Origin of the sequence: Thiocapsa sp. (genome assembly GCF_011390875.1) — a bacterium.
Taxonomy (GTDB): domain Bacteria; phylum Pseudomonadota; class Gammaproteobacteria; order Chromatiales; family Chromatiaceae; genus Thiocapsa.
In genome coordinates this window covers 1-15,604 of sequence record NZ_JAABRP010000125.1, presented here as the reverse complement: position 1 = coordinate 15,604, position 15,604 = coordinate 1, and the positions used below count along the sequence as shown (strand labels likewise).

19 protein-coding genes are annotated in these 15,604 nt (G+C 65.1%); 12 read left to right on the top strand and 7 right to left on the bottom strand.

Annotated features, from left to right (window positions below; translation table 11 throughout):
• Positions 1-16 precede the first annotated feature (16 nt).
• From GPT33_RS11455 to GPT33_RS11420, 8 genes are all read left to right on the top strand, one after another.
• Positions 17-295 carry a 4Fe-4S dicluster domain-containing protein gene (locus tag GPT33_RS11455; protein WP_296808973.1) on the top strand — a complete coding sequence of 93 codons (279 nt, stop codon included), beginning with the start codon at positions 17-19 and terminating at the stop codon, positions 293-295.
• A gap of 120 nt (positions 296-415) precedes the next feature.
• Positions 416-853 (top strand): ArsC/Spx/MgsR family protein, encoded by a 438-nt coding sequence (locus GPT33_RS11450; protein WP_296808969.1) that lies wholly within the window; start codon positions 416-418, stop codon positions 851-853.
• Positions 853-2,151: an FprA family A-type flavoprotein gene (locus tag GPT33_RS11445; RefSeq protein WP_296808966.1), complete on the top strand. Its 1,299-nt coding sequence runs from the start codon at positions 853-855 to the stop codon at positions 2,149-2,151. Before GPT33_RS11450 ends, GPT33_RS11445 begins: the two co-directional genes overlap by 1 nt.
• A 62-nt stretch (positions 2,152-2,213) precedes the next feature.
• A complete protein-coding gene (locus GPT33_RS11440; protein ID WP_093188822.1) occupies positions 2,214-2,498 on the top strand; it encodes a 2Fe-2S iron-sulfur cluster binding domain-containing protein in 285 nt (94 codons plus the stop codon).
• Positions 2,499-2,617: 119 nt separating this feature from the next.
• Positions 2,618-2,965, top strand: coding sequence for a 2Fe-2S iron-sulfur cluster binding domain-containing protein (locus GPT33_RS11435; RefSeq protein ID WP_296808962.1), 348 nt, complete (start codon positions 2,618-2,620; stop codon positions 2,963-2,965).
• 4 nt (positions 2,966-2,969) lie between these two features.
• Positions 2,970-3,557 carry a nitrogen fixation protein NifQ gene (locus GPT33_RS11430; RefSeq protein ID WP_296808959.1) on the top strand — a complete coding sequence of 196 codons (588 nt, stop codon included), beginning with the start codon at positions 2,970-2,972 and terminating at the stop codon, positions 3,555-3,557.
• The gene (gene draG, locus GPT33_RS11425) at positions 3,532-4,506 is read left to right on the top strand and encodes an ADP-ribosyl-[dinitrogen reductase] hydrolase (protein WP_296808957.1); all 975 of its coding nucleotides are present in this window, start codon (positions 3,532-3,534) and stop codon (positions 4,504-4,506) included. Before GPT33_RS11430 ends, draG begins: the two co-directional genes overlap by 26 nt.
• Positions 4,507-4,627: 121 nt before the next feature.
• Positions 4,628-5,161 (top strand): carboxymuconolactone decarboxylase family protein, encoded by a 534-nt coding sequence (locus GPT33_RS11420; protein ID WP_296808954.1) that lies wholly within the window; start codon positions 4,628-4,630, stop codon positions 5,159-5,161.
• A gap of 114 nt (positions 5,162-5,275) precedes the next feature.
• Here GPT33_RS11420 and GPT33_RS11415 read toward each other — a convergent pair whose 3' ends face one another.
• On the bottom strand, positions 5,276-6,463 hold the full coding sequence (locus tag GPT33_RS11415) for a 4Fe-4S ferredoxin (RefSeq protein WP_296808951.1): 1,188 nt from the start codon (positions 6,461-6,463) through the stop codon (positions 5,276-5,278).
• Positions 6,464-6,642: 179 nt separating this feature from the next.
• Between GPT33_RS11415 and GPT33_RS11410 the strand changes: the two genes are divergently transcribed.
• From GPT33_RS11410 to GPT33_RS11400, 3 genes are all read left to right on the top strand, one after another.
• On the top strand, positions 6,643-7,572 hold the full coding sequence (locus GPT33_RS11410) for an ABC transporter ATP-binding protein (RefSeq protein WP_296808949.1): 930 nt from the start codon (positions 6,643-6,645) through the stop codon (positions 7,570-7,572).
• Positions 7,569-8,402 carry an ABC transporter permease gene (locus GPT33_RS11405; RefSeq protein ID WP_296808947.1) on the top strand — a complete coding sequence of 278 codons (834 nt, stop codon included), beginning with the start codon at positions 7,569-7,571 and terminating at the stop codon, positions 8,400-8,402. The genes GPT33_RS11410 and GPT33_RS11405 overlap by 4 nt, the downstream gene beginning before the upstream one ends.
• Positions 8,403-8,530: 128 nt before the next feature.
• Positions 8,531-9,001, top strand: a complete 471-nt coding sequence (locus tag GPT33_RS11400) for a pilin (RefSeq protein ID WP_296808971.1) — start codon at positions 8,531-8,533, stop codon at positions 8,999-9,001.
• Here GPT33_RS11400 and GPT33_RS11395 read toward each other — a convergent pair.
• Complete coding sequence (locus GPT33_RS11395; protein WP_296808945.1) at positions 8,970-9,782, bottom strand: N-formylglutamate amidohydrolase; 813 nt, start codon at positions 9,780-9,782, stop codon at positions 8,970-8,972. The genes GPT33_RS11400 and GPT33_RS11395 overlap by 32 nt on opposite strands.
• Positions 9,779-10,582: a transglutaminase family protein gene (locus GPT33_RS11390; protein ID WP_296808943.1), complete on the bottom strand. Its 804-nt coding sequence runs from the start codon at positions 10,580-10,582 to the stop codon at positions 9,779-9,781. Before GPT33_RS11390 ends, GPT33_RS11395 begins: the two co-directional genes overlap by 4 nt.
• A gap of 264 nt (positions 10,583-10,846) precedes the next feature.
• Here GPT33_RS11390 and GPT33_RS11385 point away from each other — a divergent pair, with 264 nt between their 5' ends.
• On the top strand, positions 10,847-11,368 hold the full coding sequence (locus GPT33_RS11385) for an ATP-binding protein (RefSeq protein ID WP_296808941.1): 522 nt from the start codon (positions 10,847-10,849) through the stop codon (positions 11,366-11,368).
• A gap of 165 nt (positions 11,369-11,533) precedes the next feature.
• Here GPT33_RS11385 and GPT33_RS11380 read toward each other — a convergent pair whose 3' ends face one another.
• The 4 genes from GPT33_RS11380 to GPT33_RS11365 all read right to left on the bottom strand — a co-directional run.
• Positions 11,534-12,997, bottom strand: coding sequence for an NDP-sugar synthase (locus GPT33_RS11380; RefSeq protein WP_296808938.1), 1,464 nt, complete (start codon positions 12,995-12,997; stop codon positions 11,534-11,536).
• 116 nt (positions 12,998-13,113) lie between these two features.
• A complete protein-coding gene (locus GPT33_RS11375) occupies positions 13,114-13,857 on the bottom strand; it encodes a sugar transferase (protein WP_296808936.1) in 744 nt (247 codons plus the stop codon).
• Complete coding sequence (locus tag GPT33_RS11370; protein WP_296808933.1) at positions 13,854-15,182, bottom strand: WecB/TagA/CpsF family glycosyltransferase; 1,329 nt, start codon at positions 15,180-15,182, stop codon at positions 13,854-13,856. The genes GPT33_RS11375 and GPT33_RS11370 overlap by 4 nt, the downstream gene beginning before the upstream one ends.
• A partial coding sequence (locus GPT33_RS11365) for a serine acetyltransferase (RefSeq protein ID WP_296808931.1) occupies positions 15,179-15,604 on the bottom strand: 426 nt, incomplete at its 5' end. The genes GPT33_RS11370 and GPT33_RS11365, both read right to left, overlap by 4 nt.

Here is a 15,604-nt window from a genome sequence, read left to right as displayed (position 1 = left end):
CCGGGGGAAACCAGTCATGGCATACAAGATTATCGAAGGTTGTGTGAATTGCTGGGCGTGCCTGCCGCTCTGTCCGAGCGAGGCGATCCGGGACGCAAGTCCGCATTTCATGATTGACGCGCACGCCTGCACCGAGTGCGAGGGCGACTTCGCCGACCCGCAATGCGCGAGCATCTGCCCGATCGAGGGGGTCATTCTGGATGGTCTCGGCGTGCCGCTGAATCCACCGGGGTCGCTGACCGGGATCCCGCCGGATCGGTGGGCGGAGATTCGCACCCAGATCCAGGCGCGCTGAACCGCGCTCCTTGTGGCCTATGGCGTTGGAGTGATGCCGGCTTCGGTGCAGTCCGCGGCGTTGGCGGGGCGCGGCTCAGGGTTTTTTGATTCGGTTGATGCAGATAGGAAAGGTGAGTTGATGTCGTCGGTGGTGTTCTACGAAAAGCCGGGGTGTCTGTCCAACGCCAAGCAGAAGGCGTTGCTGGCGTCGCTCGGGCATCGCCTGACCGTGCGGAACCTGCTCGCCGAGACCTGGACCGTCGCGCGGTTACGGCCGTTTTTCGGGGATCTTCCGGTGGCCGACTGGTTCAATCCGACCGCGCCTCGCATCAAGCAGGGCGAGGTTCGGCCCGAGACCCTGGACGAGCCGACGGCTTTGGCCCTGATGGTGGATGATCCGCTGCTGATCCGCCGACCTTTGATCGAATCCGAGTACGGCCGCGGTTGCGGCTTCGAGCCGGGTCCATTGCTGACGGCGCTCGGCGTGACGCTTGCGGCCGATCAGGATCTGCAGACCTGCTCCCGAAGCGGTCCCGATCCCCGTTGCGATCTGCCGGCCGACGGAGCGGCGGCCTGATGTCGCCCGCCGCGTCGGCCATTGTGCGGGACCGTGTCGATCAGGCTCCGGCCGTCGAGGTCGCGCCCGGCGTGCACTGGATCGGCGCGCTCGATCCGGGTCTGCGCACCTTCGACATCATCCTGCGCACGGCCAACGGCACGACCTACAACAGCTATCTGGTGCGCGGGGAGGAGGGTGTCGCGGTCATCGATACGGTCAAGGCCGAGTTCGCCGAAGACTTCTTCGTGCGTTTGGAGTCGGTCGCCCGCTACGACGAGATCCGCGTCATCGTGCTCAACCATTTGGAGCCGGATCACACCGGTGCGCTCCCCGATTTGATGCGTCGCGCGCCTCAAGCGCAGCTCTACATCTCCAAGCGCGCCACGCCCATGCTCAAGGCGCTGCTGAAACCGAGCGACGACCGGCCGCTGGTCTACAAGACGGTTGGAACGGGCGACGAGGTTTCGCTCGGCGGGCGAACGCTGCGCTTTCTGCACACGCCCTTTCTGCATTGGCCCGATACTCAGTGCACCTGGCTGGCGGAGGAGGGCGTGCTCTTTTCGGGCGACGTCTTCGGTTGCCATCATTGCGACGCGCGGCTCTTCAACGACCTCTGCGGCGATTTCCGCTTCGCGTTCGACTACTACTACGCGCACATCATGCGGCCCTTCAAGAGCTACGTGGTGGACGCGCTCAAGCTGATCGAGCCGCTGCCGATCAAGCTGATCGCACCGACGCACGGCCCCGTTCTGCGCGATCGACCGCGTCGCTATGTCACTCGCTATCGCGAGCTGTCCACGCCCAGCTTGGCCGAGCGCATCGATCAAGGCGAGCGCTCGCTGATTATCTTCTACATGAGCGCCTACGGCAGCACCGCGCGCATGGCCGAGGCGATCCGCGCCGGGGCGGAGGAGGCCGGCGGGATACGCGTCTCGCTCTACGACCTGGAGGGCGGAGAGATCCAGCCGTTCGTGGATCTGATCGAGTCCGCCGACGCCCTCGTCCTAGGCTCGCCGACGATCAACGGGGACGCCGCCAAGCCGATCTGGGATCTGCTCTCCTCGCTCGCCGTGATCGATCTGAAGGGCAAGCTCGGTGCCGCCTTCGGCTCCTACGGATGGACCGGCGAGGCGGTGAAGATGATCGAGGATCGTCTGCGCGGTCTGAAGCTCCGTGTCCCGGTCGCGGGTCTGCGCATCAAACTCATCCCGACCGACGAGGAGCTCGACGAGTGCCGCGAATTCGGGCGAGCGCTGGCCGGCGCACTCGTGCGCGGCGAGCAAGGGCGGGTCATCGACTTCGCCGATTTGGGCTAAAGCGTTTCACCGTACACAACCATCGACAATCCCAACCATCAACAATCCAGGAGTCAGACACCATGGCGAAAGCCAAGATCACATTTACCGACATCGAGCAGACCGTGAACGTCCCGGCCGGAACCCGGGTCATCGAGGTCTCCGAGCGGATCGGCGCCGGCATCATCTACGGCTGCCGCGAGGGCGACTGCGGCACCTGCATGATGCATGTGGAGGAGGGTTGGAACAATCTGACCGAGCCCTCCGTGCTCGAGGAAAAAGTCCTGCGCGAGAACATGGCCAGCCGTCATGACCGGCTCGCCTGTCAGGCCCAGATCCTCGGCGACTGCAAGGTCAAGCCGGCCTGATTCACCGCGACGGTCAGCCCGATACCGACCCGTCGCCCCGTTTGTGACCGACCGGAGCGCTTAACCGTGCCGCGCACGGCATCCAATGCCCGGTCATCGACCCAGAGAGACCCGTTACAATGCCACTCGTGACCTTTTCAAGCCCCGATTACAAAGACAAGACGGTCTATGCCGTGGCGGGAAGCCACACCGAGACCATCCTCAAGCTCGCCAAGGAGTACAAGGTGCCCTTGCACCACGACTGCCAGGACGGCGAGTGCGGAAACTGTCTGGTGCGCGTCACCAGCGTCGACCGCAAGGGCCGCATGAGCGGCTTCCTGACCGACAAGGAGCGCGGCGTGCTGGTCGAGCTGGGCAAGCTGACCAAGGAGGACATCGATCGGATCGCCGTCGACGACATGCCGAGCGAGTGGCGTCTGGCGTGCCAGATGATCGTGCGCGACGAAGACATCCTCGTGGAGTACTGAGGTCATGTCGGCCCTCGCCCTCGACTCGGAACAGGATGCCGCCCGCATCTATGCCCGCCTTATGGTCAGGGCGGTCGGGGCCGGCAACGATCAAGCCTTTGCGAGTATGATCGCGACCCGTGCCGCGGGCGGTGGAGCCATGCCGCCTTGGCTCGGGCTCGATCCGGCCGCGTTTCATTGTTTGATGCGGCACCACTTCCCGGGAGCGGCTTCGCGCGCCTTTCTCGATGCGATCGACGGCGCCCCATCCACGCCCGAGGTGCGCGGCGACGAGCGAGAGGAGCTGATTCGGCTGATGCTCATGCACAAGGCCGGAGACTCGCCGTCCGAGGTCTGGATGGCTCATGTGGTGGCCGCCGGCTGTCTGGCGAGCGACCATCTCTGGCAAGACCTCGGACTCTGGAACCGAGCCGATCTGACCGCGTTGATGCGCCGGAATTTCCCCTCGTTGGCCGGGCGCAACGTCAACGATATGAAATGGAAACGGTTCCTCTACAAACAGCTCTGCGAGGCGGAAGGGATCTACACCTGCCGAGCGCCGTCGTGCGAGGTATGCACCGACTATCATGCTTGTTTTGGACCTGAGCACTGAACTGGCTTGGAGCACGTCCAAGATCGACAACGTTTATGACCGAGCGGCAGGAGCCTATCTGGGGCTCGCCGTCGGGGATGCGCTCGGCGCAACAGTCGAGTTCATGACCCCCCGTGAGATCCGCGAGGTCTACGGCGAGCATCGCAACGTGATCGGGGGCGGTTGGTTGAAACTGCGCAAGGGACGCGTGACCGACGACACCGAGATGAGCCTCGCCCTGGGAAACAGCATCCTCGCGGCCGGCTCTGTCGATGCCCACGCGATCGCCGAGGCATTCAGCGACTGGATGCGCACCAAACCGGTCGACATCGGCCATACGGTGCGCCGCGGCATCAGCCAGTATCGCCTGAACGGCACGCTGGAGGTCCCCGAGAACGAGCACGATGCCGGCAACGGTGCCTGCATGCGCTGCCTGCCGATCGCGCTCTTCACGCTAGGGGCCGCCGAGGAGGCGGTTGCCGAAGCGAACCGGATTCAATCCCACGTTACCCATCATAGCCGCTTGGGCGACGCGGGCACCTTGACCGTCATTCGCATGGTCCAGTTCGCGCTTCTGGGGCGGCCCAAGAGCGATCTGCGCTTGCTGGCGGAAGACTTGGTCGCGGTCGAGCCGCAATATCGCTTCGATCGGCGCCGCATGGAGAATCCGGGGGGGTATCTTGTCGAGACCCTACGGGCCGTCTTCCAAGCACTGTTCGCGACCGACAGCTTCGAGACAGCGCTGGTGGATGTCGTCAACCGCGGCGGAGACGCGGACACCACGGGTGCGATCCTCGGGATGATTGCCGGGGCGCTTTACGGGCCGAACGCAATTCCGCGACGTTGGCTCGGCGTCCTCGAAAAGGACACGGCCACCGCCTGCGTGGATCAAGCCTCGGCGCTCTTGATGGGGTCAACCCGGTTCGACGACGCCAGCTCGGCTCGGGGTGCATCGAGCCCATTGTCCTGAGTTGCTGTAAAAACCGACGGATCTCGCGCCCTTATCCGATGCGTTTGCGGATTGCGGATGAATTCCTGACCAATATACTCAGGTTCAAGGTTTTGAGTTCATCCGCACACCCGAGTAGGCAATGCTTATGATCCCATTTCAATTGCACGACATGGAGACCGCCCCAAACCCCTCGCGCGCCATCATGGCGGATATGCAACGCAATGGTGGCGAGCTACCGAACCTCCTGCGTACCCTGGCTGAGTCTCCAGTCGCGATCGACGCCTATCGGCAGCTCGCGACGTTGCTGAGCCGCGCGAGTCTGACCCCGATCGAGCAACAGGTCGTCTATGTCACCGCGGCCCACGCCAATCAGTGCCACTACTGCACGGCCCCGAATCCGATGCTCGGGGATGATGCGCAAGCCGATGAAGTCACTGCGGCGATCCGTCACGGTCAGCGCCTGGTCGATGTGCGTCTCCAAGCGTTGCGTCGGTTTACCGCCGCCATGACCGAGCACCGCGGGTGGGTGCCGGAAGCGGATGTCGAGTCATTCCTGCGCGCCGGCTTCACGCGCGAGAACCTGCTTGAGGTGATTACCGGGATCGCGTTGGTCACCTTGAGCAGCTACGCGAACCATGTCACCGCCACGCCGCTCGATCACCTTTCGGCCTGACCCGCCGATCGCCGAAGGCGATCGGCTGTCGTCGGTTCTCTCTGGCCGTCCGGGCGAACCTCCGGCGACTCCGGAAATGCCGTACGACAGCTTGAGAGCTCGCGGGTTTTCGTCTCAACGCCTCCGCCTCAAAGCCCGCCACTGCTGTTTGGCGCGATCGACGACGAACGGCCAGAGCCGATCCTTCTCCCAAAGGATACGGGTCAGTAATCGGCCGCGGTCGCGCGGCGGGATGGCTGGATCGGGACGACGCACCAAGGTCATGGCCTGCTGCTCGCAGGCATCGATGCAGGCGCCGCACCCGAGACAGATCGCCGGATCGACGGCTGCAAACCGCTCGTTCTTCGGGCGCCCGCGTGCCGTCGCGGCGAGCCCGATGCCCTTGGCGTTGCAAGCCTTGATGCAGTTGGCGCAATAGTCACAGCGGTCTGGATCGATCACGGCCAGGAAAGGGGTCTTCGCGATGCCGTCGTGAAAGCCAAGGTGCACCCCCGCCATCAGCTCGCAGCAGCAGCGACAACAGTTACAGATGAAGGACGGCCGGTCGCGGACGTTGTCGGTGACATGGGTCAGGCCGAGCGTGCGTGCCTGCTCCAGGGTGGCGAGCATGGCCGGCTTATCGCGTTCTTGGGCAAAGCCGCGACGCACCAGAAAACGCGCGCCCTCTCCAAGGACCATGCAGATCTCGTCGACCGGGGCGCCCTTGCGACAGGCCTCGCCCAAGTGCTCCTTCTTATGGCGACAATAGCAGGTGGTGAGTGCGCAATAGTCGGCGTCGCGGATGATCCGCCGGGCGTCTTCGTACGCGGTGATCCGCGAAGTCACCGGGATGTGCTCGTCGTAGACCAGCGTGCGTGTGAGCTGGGTCTTGCTCCCGAAGAACTCGCCAGCTTGGCCGTTTTGCCCCCGCTCGACCAGGTATTCGGACATGAGTCGCGCCAGCTCGGCCATCGGCAGATCGGTGCGGCGGCGCATGAAGGTAAACTCCATGAAGCCGATCAGCCCGGGCACCAGCAGGTAGTAGGTTTTGCCGCCATAGGCCATGTCCATGACCAGGCCCTTGTCGGCCATGGATTCGAGGACCGGCTCGAGCGCGGGAGGTGCGATGCTCGTCAGCTCGGAAAGCTCGGGTAGCGTCGCCTCGTGCAGCGGAAAGCGTGACCCGACGAAGGCCTCGTGCTCCTCGAACAGCAGCGCCAGGATCTCGCGCAGCTTTTCGCTGTCCACGAGCCCGACCGGATAGCGGTTGAGGCGGTCGATCAAGGGCACCAGGGATGCCTTGCTGCTCAAAAGATGGCCCATCGGATCCTCCGGAAGGGCGGGTCTGGAGGGGGCAAACGTCGAATGGGATCGGGGCCGCGGCCCTGCGATTCCGGCGACGTCGCGGCACCGAGTATAGGGACGATTTCCCTTTGCGTCCTTCGCGCCTTTGCGGTTCAAATATTCCCATCGTCCCACCCACCCGAGTGTCGCCTCTCGCGATGAACGACGCTGTCTCCGACGACGAACCCGTGTTGCTCGCCAGCGGTCTGGTCAAGAGCTTCGCCGGAGCGCGGGTGGTCGACGGTGTCGACCTGTGCTGTCGTGCCGGTCAGGTCCTCGGCCTGCTCGGCGCCAACGGGGCAGGCAAGACCACCGCGCTGCGGATGTGCTACGGCTTCCTGCAGCCGGATGCCGGGACGATCCGCATCGCCGGGATCGACCGCGCCCGCGACCCGGAAACGGCGGCGCGTCTGGTCGGTGTCTGCACGCAGGACGATACCTTCGACAGCGATTTCACCGTGCGCGGCAACCTGGAGCGGGTGAGCCGCTATTTCCGGCCCCGGCTGCCGGATGTGCAGGCACGGGTCTCGGCGCTGCTGACGCGTTTCGGTCTGGATCGTTATGCGCAGGCAAAGCCCGACACGCTTTCGGGCGGCTATCGACGTCGCTTGATGATCGCCCGTGCCCTGGTCCATGAGCCCAAGGTCCTCTTTCTCGACGAGCCGACGACGGGACTCGACCCGCAGGCGAGGTTCGGCGTCTGGGAGCTGATCGATACCCTGAGGCGGGAGGGGTTGGCGATCGTCCTGACGACCCATTACATGGACGAGGCGGAGCGTCTGTCCGACAACCTCTTGGTCCTGCGCGGCGGACGCGTCGTTGCCGAGGGTCTGCCCCGCAAGGTCCTCGGCGATCTGGTGGGCGAGCACATGCTGGTGCTGGACGCGGGTGACCCGGCCGTCCCGGCGGTCTGCGCCTGGGCCCGCGAGGCGGGTCTCCCCGAGCCCGCGCGGGTCCTTTCGGCCTTGCATCTGGCACTCGACGGCCCCGGTCTGGCGCAGTTCAGCGCCCGGTTCGGCGAGCTGCGATTCGAGGTCCGCAGCCCCTCGCTCGATGATCTCTTCATGAAGCTTTCGGAGCAGGCATGAGCCGCCGCGACCTGACCCTCTCCCGTTATCTCGCCGTCTTCCAGTGGCAGAGCCGGGCGGTCTTGGGCCGGCATCTCAGCGTCTACCTGCGCAACTGGCACACCGCCGCCCTGCCGCCCTTGCTCGAGCCAATCATCCTGCTCCTGGCGTTCGGGTTCGGGCTGGGGGCCTTCATCCCGAATTTCGCCTGGCGCGGACAGTCGATCTCCTATCTCGCCTATCTCGCACCCGGCATGCTCGCCTACACGGCCTTCATGACCGCCTTTTTCCAGGCGCTCTTTGCGGCCTACATCCGCATGCACTACCAGAAGACCTGGGAAGGCCAGCTGATCACCCAGATCCGGTTGGAGCATGTGGTCTGGGGCGAGCTCCTCTGGGCCGCGACCTTGGGGACCGCTTATGCCCTCATCGTCACGCTGGTGTTGGCGGGTTTCACCCTGGTCGGCTGGCTGGATCTCAATTGGACCGGCGCCTTGCTCGCTCTGCCGTTGCTGTTTCTTGCCTCGCTGGCGTTCGCAACCCTGGGTCTGCTCTTCACGGCGATCGTGCCCAGCATCGACCACATGAACATCCCCTTCTTCCTGGTGATCATGCCGCTCGGATTCGCCAGCAGCACCTACTTCCCGATGGAGGGCGACTCGCCCTGGACGCTCGCCTGGTTGACACTGAATCCACTGCATCACCTTGCCGAGGGGACTCGGCTGATCCTGGTCAACGGCGAGATCAGTATCCATCTGGCCGCGGCCTTCGGGCTCTTTATGTTGATGATCCTGATCTTGGTCCCGATCGACTATCGGCTGCTAAGGCGCAGGGTGTTGGGCGAGGGTTAGTCGCGTTCGGCCGTGGTCGAGGACTGTGCAGCCGTTATACTCATACCGTGCTCGCGCCCTGATTCCGAGCAATGAGACAGACCGCCGGAATACGGCCCCAATCGGCGATCATCCAAGCAGGAGCTGCAATGCACGTGGTCGGGAAACGAAGCGGGTTTACGCTGATCGAGGTCATGATCGTCGTTGCCATCCTGGGTATCCTGGCGGCGCTGGCCGTGCCGCAGTATCAGACCTTCACTACACGGGCGAAGATCAGCGAAGGGCTGGTGCTGCTCGGCCCGGTCAAGCTGGCTGTGGCCGAATACTATGCCTCGCACGGCGCTCTGCCGAGCGCGACCAATTGGCTGACCTTGCTCCGAGAGCTGGGTTTGAACGCCAACACCGCCACGGGTGCGGCATCCGGCAGCTATGTCAAGCGGATCTGGTGGAACAACACGGAGAAAGAGATTCGCATCAGATACGGCTTCGATCCCGTCGATGACAAGGTTCTTTATCTGAAGGCGGTATTCAGCGCGTCCGGCCAGGCGATTTGGACCTGCTACGCGCCCGGAAAGGACGGCGTACCCGTCAGGTATCTGCCCTCGACCTGCCGAGCTTGACCGCTTCTGCCTCGATCTCGTGATAAGCCGCAGCCAGGCGCTCCGCCCAAGCGTCGAACTGCGCCGTCGTGCGAAGCCCGTCGTTGCGGATCTCGATCATGACGGCGTGCAACCCGCGTCTTTCACCGTGGACGGGGACCGTGTGGTCGATGGCCTCCTCGATCGGGTAGGGCTGGTTGTCCCCGACGACTCCATCGACGCGGCGGGCGAGCGCCTTCAACATGAGGGCCGCGAAGCGGCGATCGCGCCAGTGCGAGACACCGACGGGCCAGGGCCTTTTATCGCCGTCCAGGACCGGCGTGAAGCTATGGATACTGAGCAAGAGGCTCGGGCGGTTCGCGCGGGCGTCGAGTAGCCGATCGATGGCCTCGTGATAAGGCCGGAAGAGGGTCTCGACGCGGACCGCTCGAGCCTGCGCCGTCAGTCCCAGGTTGCCCGGGACGGGTACGCCGGCACTCTGCTCTGCGATCGATGCCGCGTTGGCGAGCGGACGGTTGCAGTCGATCACCAAGCGCGAGTAGCCGCTCAGCACCAGCGGCGCATCGAGATGCGCCGAGAGTCGGTGCGCTACCTCAGCTGCACCCGGATCCCAGCCGATATGATCCGCCAACTGCTCGGGCGCGAGACCGAGCGTGCCCAGTCGACGTGGGATCCGGTTCGAGGCATGATCGCAGACCAAGACGGCGCTCCCGGCGCCCGTCGTATTGAGGAGCTCGTAGGCCGCTGGCTCGTCCGGGTCCAAAAACCCCGACGCCGCATGGCCTCGGGGCGCTGCGCTCATACCTCGTCGGTCCAAACCGTGAAACTCTTCAAAACATTCGGCCCGAAGGCATTGCTGATGGCGACATCAGCTGCGTCCCGACCCTGCGCGATCAGGATTCGACCGATGCGCGGGATGTTGTTGCGCGGATCGAAGGTATGCCAGCGGCCGCCGAGATAGACCTCCATCCAGGCCGAGAAGTCCATGGGGTCGGGCGAGGCGGGCACCCCGATGTCGCCGAGATAGCCCGTGCAGTAACGTGCCGGAATGTTCATGCAGCGACAGAAGGCGATCGCCAGATGGGTGTAGTCGCGACAGACACCCTTGTGCTCGTTGTAAGCCTCGAGCGCGGTCTTCGTCGAGCGTGCATGCTGGTACCCGAACTCGATATGGTTATGGACGAAGTCACAGATCGCCTGGACCCGCGCCCAACCGAGGGGCGTCTGAGAGAAGCGCTTCCACGCGATCTCGGAGAGCCGATCGGTCTCGCAATAGCGGCTCCCGAGCAGATACACCAACGTCTCGCCGGGCAGGTCTTCGACGGCGTGTTGCATCGCGTCCGCGTTAATCGGGTCCGGAAGACCGCTGTCCATGACGAGCGCATCCGCGAAGATGCGGATCTCGCCCGCGGGTGCCACGATGCGGGTGCACCAGTTGCCGAAGCCGTCGCGATAGGCGGTCATCGGAACCGACGGGCGGGTGACGACGGGGTCGGCCCGGACCATATCGGAGACCCTGCTGAAGTGGACGTTCAGCGTCAGGATCATGGGTGTCGGTTGGGGACATTCGAAGACCATCTCGTATCCGACTCGGATCTGCATCCTGAACCTCCCGTGGGCCCGGAGCCCGTTAAAACGAATGGTTGGCGGCCTTTGATCGCCGCCGATAATTGATTAAAGCGCATTCGGAGCGTCGAGCGTCAGCATAGCACCGAAATCGTCCAGCTCAACGGCGTCGCCGAGGGCGATGTCTGCGAGGCAAATTGCTCGCCGGATGCTGTCTATTCACCCGCGAAGACCGAGACGACATGGGTTGAAAATCGTTACACTCCCTGCCCATCACGGCTCGTCGATCAGGGCGGTTCAATGAACAACAGGCATCGCGATGACGGGATCGCAGGCGCGGCGAGGGTCTCGGATCGGTCCGGCGGCAGCGAGCCGGTGAAGGCTGACGCCCGAATCTTCGACAGTCGCCTCGAGGCGGCCCACGAGGCGGCGTCCTATGTGCGGGCGTTCTGCGACGGCTTGGGTCTGGGCGAGGTCGAGCTCTCGCAGATCGAGCTTTGTGTGTACGAGGCATTCGTCAATGCCGTAGAGCACGCATATCACGCTCAACCGGGACACGAGGTTTGGGTCATGACCGAGGCCGACGCCGGGTCGTTGCGGGTGCGTGTCTGTCAGCGCGGCGTGCTGCCGGATGCGGCTTTGATTGCGTCGACGCCGGCCGGTTTCGACGACCTGCCGAGCGGGCTCGACGTGCTCGATTGCGAGCCGCGCGGCCGTGGAATCCGGATCATCAAGTCGATCATGTCCGATTGCGAGGTGGAGTTAGACGGGGATGCGGCCTGTTTGCTGATGACCAAGACGCTCGCCGGGTCCAGCCCGTAAGTTGCGGTTCGAGACGCACCGCGAGGTCGATCAGTCATCCGTCGGCTGCGGCGGAGCACACCCACCGGTTCCCGCGGTGACGTCGTGCGCCCGGGGTTCGCAGGCTCACCCCGGCATGCGGGGCTCGCTTGTCTTTGAGCCGTCGGTCGCCAACACCGGGTTCTGTCATGACGGTCGCCAGCTCGCCGGCCGCAGGATGGCGAGCAGCCCCCTGAGCAGATAGACGAAATCGCGTCCGATGCGCCTTTGTCGGGCGTAGAAGACGTCGCTCATGAGCTTTTCTTCGAACGGCGCATCCGCGGGGACGTCGAGCTGCGTCGGACCCACGAGCCCGGCAGGAGCCTCTTCGCGGATCCGCTCCCAATCATCCCCGAGACCGTCCGCCGCCTCGGGCGACAAGGGCGTGACCCCGACCAGCCGGAGATCGCCCGAAACCACGGCCAGCAGACGCGGGAGTGCGCGCAGGATCGGTACGCGCGTGCGCCACTCTCGGACGCGGAAGTCGCGGCGTGTGACCTGACCGAACGCGTCGACGTCGCGTTTGTTGCCGCGCAGGGTCATCGAATCGAACCAGCCTTGGTCGCGATTCGGAAGTGCGGCCAACGCAGCGATCGGCCACAGCGGGAGCGAGAGGATCAAGCCCAGGGTCCCGAGCAGACGGTGGACCGGGTCGGCGATCCCGCCGCTCAAGGTTGCCTGCTCGAGATCGGCCAAGAGACAAGCATCCGTCACCTGAAGGACGGCGCCCGAGTCCACTCGAATCATGGTGTTGGCACTGACGATCGCGTTGGTGATCTCCACCAGCTCGCCGACATAGGTGTGCGGCAGGATGACGCTGGCGTTGATGGTCGCGCGCCGGTCCACGATGACGTCGTCGCTGATCACGACCTCGCCCGTCAGCTCGGCATCGGGTGCGATCCGACAGCGGGCACCGACGAGGCAGACGCCCTGTTTCAGAGAGCGCGGCGAGACGCGCGATCCGCGCCCCAGGGTCAAGCCCAAGGCGGCCTGTCGGCCGGGCAGGATGAGACCGGGCAGGCGTTTCGCAACGGCATCCAGGTTGACCCGGTGATACGCGGCGAGACTCTGAACGGTGCGGACCTGCTCGGCTGCGACGGGAATCCAGGCGGTCTGCGGCGCCGCCGCCTCTCGGCCGGTCGGCGGCCACGACAATGGAGTCAGGTCGATCGCACCCGCGCGATGGATCCCGCAGGCCGCGGATACGCCGTCGGCATCGGCCCAAACCGAATCGCCGGAGGTCGTCTCGGCCGCAGCGATCCAAGCGGGGACATCGAAGCCGTGGATCAGGTCGCCGCGCAGCCCGACGAGGGGTCCATCGATGCGCGTGCCGAGCCGATCCACCACCGCGGTCGGGTCCTCTTCGCCGCGGGTCAGGGTGTAGGTCAGGCGCAGGCCCCAGCGTGTACCGTCGCCGATCACCCGCTGGACCTCGTCGGCGAAGGGTGAGACCACGACCAGAATCCGTCGGATGCCGGCCTTGGCGAGCGACTCCAAGGCGTGCTCGATCATCGGTTTGCCGGCGACCGGCAAGAGCGCGACGCTGGTACGCTCGGTCAGCGGTACGAGCTCCGAGCCGAGACGGTCGGCGAAGAGGACGGCCTGGTCCATATCCATTACCCCGGAAAAAGGATTCGAGAAGTTCTGAAGGGCGACGGCTGCGGCGATCGTCGAAGTCTTCGAGGTCGTGCCGACGCGAGAAAGGTGAGTCTCATGGTCGGCGCTGCTTAATAGGCGCCCCGCCCGAACAACACGGCAGGCACGGTCTGCCAGAGGAGCTTGAGGTCGGTCAGCAGCGACTGAGACTCGATATAGCGAACATCCAGCTCGACCTGCTCGGGGAAGGGGATATCGGATCGTCCCGAGACCTGCCAAATACAGGTGATGCCGGGCGTGACCTCCAAGCGCCGTCGGTCGGAGAGCGAGTATTCGTCGACCTCTGCCGGCACGGGCGGGCGCGGACCGACCAGCGACATATCCCCCTTGATCACGTTCCACAACTGCGGCAGCTCGTCGATCGACGCCTTGCGGATAAACCGGCCGATGCGGGTGATGCGCGGGTCGCGCTGCATCTTGAAGGTGACCCCGCCGGACATCTCGTTCTCGGCCAGCAGCTCCGCCTTGCGGGCCTCGGCGTCCATGTACATGGAGCGGAACTTATACATGGTGAAGATCTGTCCCCAGCGCCCGACGCGTGTCTGCTTAAAAAGCGCCGGCCCTGGTGATTCGAGCCGGATCGCCAGCACCAGCAGCCCGAAGATCGGCAACAGCAGGATGAACAATGGACCTGCCAGCAGAATGTCCAGGGTGCGCTTGAGCAGATAGGCCGAGCGTACGACCGCCACCCAGGCGAGCCGCTTCGCACCGATGCGCAATCGGATCACCCACGCAGGCTGGCCTGCACGGCTGTAGCGGCGCAGCAGCAGCTCTTCCATCGATGCCTGGCTTTGTCGTTCGTCGCTGCTGGTCATGAGGTCTCCCCGCCTCGCGCCTGCCGCCAGACACGATAAAGGAACAAGGGGTTGCCGATCACATAGCGCCGCCACATCCGGCCCGGCTCCTGCATCAGCCGCCAGGTCCATTCGAGCCCGATCTCGCGCATCCACACCGGCGCCCGGGGAATGCGGCCCGAGTAGAAGTCGAAGAGACCGCCGACGCCCATGCGCACCGGCAGTGTCAGGCGCGCATGGTTGCGTGCGAGCCATTTCTCCTGACGCGGCACCCCGAAGGCGACCAGTAGGATCGCGGCGCCGGAGGCGTTGATCCTGTCGATGACGGCGTCCTCGTCGGCCGGGTCGAAATAACCGTCTTGGACCCCGTCGATGCGCAAACCCGGAAACTGTGCCTGCATGTTGGCCGCTACCGCTTCGGCGATCCCCGGGCGCGCGCCGAGCAGGAACAGCCCGAGCCGGGCTTGAGCGGCCCGCTCGCACAGCTGCGGGAAGAGGTCGGTGCCGTTGACGTTGGCCTGCAGCGCGACCCCGAGCATCCGACAGCCGATATGGATTCCGATCCCGTCGGGCAGGACGCGCGCGGCATCGAGCAGGATCCGGCGGTACTCGGCATCGCCATAGGCGATGTTGAGGCAATCCGGGTTGACGAAGGCCAGCACCGCGGGATCTCCGCCGACGGCGCGAGACGCGATCCAGTCCACCGCCTCGGGCATCGTGGTGTTGACGATCGGGACGCCGAAGAACTCCAGCAGCGGCGGCGTGGGCGCCTCGCCTCCCCCGAGAACCTCGCCGATCAGGGAGCGTACCACCAGTCCGGCATCGCCGCGTGCGCTCTGCCCGTAGGCGTATTCGCGGTCGATCTGCGCCTCCGGCGCATAGGCCACACCGGTGCGGCTCTTGAGTCGATAGGGCGAGAAGACGCCGGGTCTGACGGTGAAGCGTACGGCTGCCTCGACGTCGACCCGTACCGCCTCGGATGCACTCAGGGGGCGCGGGCCGGCGATCGCCATATCGCCGCGCAGGATGTTCAGGATGACCGCGAGACCGCGCCCGGGTGCCGGACCAGCGAAGTCAAGCCGCTCGAAGAGCGCGCGGAAACGCCCGATCAAAGGTTCGCGATCGAAGATCCGACCCGCGCTCGCGCGAGCCACCGCGCCGCGCAGCAGCAGCAGCGGAGAGAGCATCACCGCAAGCAACAGCGCGAGCGTCAGGTCGAGTGCCCGCGAGAGGACAACCCCGAGGACCGTGAGCGGCGGCAAGAGACTTCGCAGCCAGAGTGCGCGCCACGGTCGCTGGCGGCGGCCGAGTGGACCGGGGATCTTCAGGTCGGGCTTGCGCTTCATGATGCATCCGCCTCGACATCGGCGCGGGAATCCGTCCCGGACGAGGTCTCCGGACCGGCAAGAGCGGCCGGAGTGCGGAGCGATGTCGCATCGCCTCGGGCGATGATCCGGGCCGGTACCCCGACCGCAAGACAGCCGTCGGGGACGTCCCGAATCACCACGGCGTTGGCCCCGATCGCGACATCGTTGCCGATGCGGATCGGGCCGAGCACCTTGGCGCCGGCCCCGATGTCGACCCGGTCGCCGATCACGGGCGCCCCGCGCACCCCGCGATGCCGAAGACCCACCGTGACCCCGTTGCGTACCACGCAGTCGTCGCCGAAGACGGCGTCGCCGCTGATGATGATGCCGCCGAAGTGCTCGATCAGGAAGCGCCGGCCGACCCGCGCCTCGCAGGGCAGATCGATCCCGGTCATGATCTG

Excerpts from the sequence above, each read along its gene's own strand:
- GPT33_RS11395 (WP_296808945.1), bottom strand. The coding sequence starts at position 9,782 with ATGAGCGCAGCGCCCCGAGGCCATGCGGCGTCGGGGTTTTTGGACCCG.
- GPT33_RS11390 (WP_296808943.1), bottom strand. The coding sequence starts at position 10,582 with ATGCAGATCCGAGTCGGATACGAGATGGTCTTCGAATGTCCCCAACCG.
- GPT33_RS11450 (WP_296808969.1), top strand. The coding sequence starts at position 416 with ATGTCGTCGGTGGTGTTCTACGAAAAGCCGGGGTGTCTGTCCAACGCC.
- GPT33_RS11380 (WP_296808938.1), bottom strand. The coding sequence starts at position 12,997 with ATGGACCAGGCCGTCCTCTTCGCCGACCGTCTCGGCTCGGAGCTCGTA.
- draG (WP_296808957.1), top strand. The coding sequence starts at position 3,532 with ATGCTTGTTTTGGACCTGAGCACTGAACTGGCTTGGAGCACGTCCAAG.
- GPT33_RS11420 (WP_296808954.1), top strand. The coding sequence starts at position 4,628 with ATGCTTATGATCCCATTTCAATTGCACGACATGGAGACCGCCCCAAAC.
- GPT33_RS11370 (WP_296808933.1), bottom strand. The coding sequence starts at position 15,182 with ATGAAGCGCAAGCCCGACCTGAAGATCCCCGGTCCACTCGGCCGCCGC.
- GPT33_RS11445 (WP_296808966.1), top strand. The coding sequence starts at position 853 with ATGTCGCCCGCCGCGTCGGCCATTGTGCGGGACCGTGTCGATCAGGCT.
- GPT33_RS11415 (WP_296808951.1), bottom strand. The coding sequence starts at position 6,463 with ATGGGCCATCTTTTGAGCAGCAAGGCATCCCTGGTGCCCTTGATCGAC.
- GPT33_RS11455 (WP_296808973.1), top strand. The coding sequence starts at position 17 with ATGGCATACAAGATTATCGAAGGTTGTGTGAATTGCTGGGCGTGCCTG.
- GPT33_RS11440 (WP_093188822.1), top strand. The coding sequence starts at position 2,214 with ATGGCGAAAGCCAAGATCACATTTACCGACATCGAGCAGACCGTGAAC.
- GPT33_RS11430 (WP_296808959.1), top strand. The coding sequence starts at position 2,970 with ATGTCGGCCCTCGCCCTCGACTCGGAACAGGATGCCGCCCGCATCTAT.
- GPT33_RS11405 (WP_296808947.1), top strand. The coding sequence starts at position 7,569 with ATGAGCCGCCGCGACCTGACCCTCTCCCGTTATCTCGCCGTCTTCCAG.
- GPT33_RS11435 (WP_296808962.1), top strand. The coding sequence starts at position 2,618 with ATGCCACTCGTGACCTTTTCAAGCCCCGATTACAAAGACAAGACGGTC.
- GPT33_RS11410 (WP_296808949.1), top strand. The coding sequence starts at position 6,643 with ATGAACGACGCTGTCTCCGACGACGAACCCGTGTTGCTCGCCAGCGGT.
- GPT33_RS11385 (WP_296808941.1), top strand. The coding sequence starts at position 10,847 with ATGAACAACAGGCATCGCGATGACGGGATCGCAGGCGCGGCGAGGGTC.
- GPT33_RS11375 (WP_296808936.1), bottom strand. The coding sequence starts at position 13,857 with ATGACCAGCAGCGACGAACGACAAAGCCAGGCATCGATGGAAGAGCTG.
- GPT33_RS11400 (WP_296808971.1), top strand. The coding sequence starts at position 8,531 with ATGCACGTGGTCGGGAAACGAAGCGGGTTTACGCTGATCGAGGTCATG.